The organism is Variovorax sp. 01T439_2, from assembly GCF_056398445.1.
The window spans coordinates 1-1,093 of the sequence record NZ_JBFTPJ010001332.1 but is presented as its reverse complement, the minus strand read 5'-3'; the positions used below and the strand labels follow the sequence as shown (position 1 = coordinate 1,093).

The 1,093-nt window shown below is 71.6% G+C and carries 2 protein-coding genes; one reads left to right on the top strand and one right to left on the bottom strand.

Translation table 11 applies throughout. The features are described 5' to 3' along the window. A partial coding sequence (locus AC1DOC_RS34710; RefSeq protein ID WP_478082001.1) for a c-type cytochrome occupies positions 1-558 on the bottom strand: 558 nt, incomplete at its 3' end. Between the two features lie 87 nt (positions 559-645). Here AC1DOC_RS34710 and AC1DOC_RS34705 point away from each other — a divergent pair. After that, a complete protein-coding gene (locus AC1DOC_RS34705; protein WP_478082003.1) occupies positions 646-1,044 on the top strand; it encodes a c-type cytochrome in 399 nt (132 codons plus the stop codon). Positions 1,045-1,093 lie beyond the last annotated feature (49 nt).

Sequence of the window (1,093 nt, the reverse complement as noted above, 5' to 3'; positions counted from 1 at the left end):
GGCCGGCCGCGCCGGTGCGCCCTGTGCGCCCTGTGCGCCGGTGGGCTCCACGCGCGTGGCTTCGGCATACTGCTGCGGCGTGAGCTCGGGCAGGCGCGCCATGAACGCCACCACCGACCACAGGTCTTCCTCGGACAACCTGAACTCCCAGGCCGGCATGCCGCTCATGCGGATGCCGTGCTTGGTCAGCCAGTAGAGTTCGCGCGGCCTCCAGTGGTGCCGCGCATCCACCAGCGGGCCCGGCAGCGGCTGCATGCTCTTTCCGATGTCACTTTGCGCGACGCCCGGCGCGCCATGGCATTGCACGCACTTGTCGCGAAAACAGGCCGCGCCGCGCATCGCCAGCCGCTCGTCGTCGAGCCGCGGCGGCTCGATGTTGCGGGCGCGCATCTTCACCGACTGGTGCATGGCGGTTTCCAGCAGCGAATAGACCGGCTGGAAATGCTGCTGCGTGGCCGCCACGTCGTAGAGGCCGCCATACACCACCAGCGCGCCCGCCGCCACGCCCGCGATGCCTAGCGCGGCGACGGTGAGTAGAACGGTCTTGGGTGCACCCATCGGCAGCATTCAATTGGCGGCATTGTCCGACGCGCACCGGCGCCGCCATGTCGGCGCAAGCCGCATTCCAATCCGCAGAATCGCGGCATGGTGGCCGCCCCGTCATGCCCTGCCGTATGCCCGCTCGCCCTGCTGGTGCTGGCGACGCTCGCGGCCGGATGCACGCCGGGAGAGAGCAGCCCCATCTTCGAGCGCGCGCCGCCCGCGCAGCGCGAGCGCGGAAGGCTGCTGCTGGCCCAGTACCAGTGCGGAAGCTGCCACACCATTCCCGACGTGCAGGCCGCGCGCGGCCGCACCGGCCCCACGCTCGCCGCCTTCGGCAAGCGCAGCTACATTGCCGGCCAGGTGCCGAACGGCCCCGGCGCCCTGGTGCGCTGGATCGTGGCACCGGCCGCCGTGGTGCCGGGCACCACCATGCCTGCAATGGGTGTGTCGCCCCAGGACGCGCGCGACATGGCGGCCTACCTGCTCGCGCTCGAGAAATGAACGCGGCGAGCGAGGGCGCACCCCAATCCGCCCTGCGGGCCGCCGGCCC

Coding starts and splice junctions, on each gene's coding strand:
- AC1DOC_RS34705 (WP_478082003.1), top strand. CDS start 646: ATGGTGGCCGCCCCGTCATGCCCTGCCGTATGCCCGCTCGCCCTGCTG.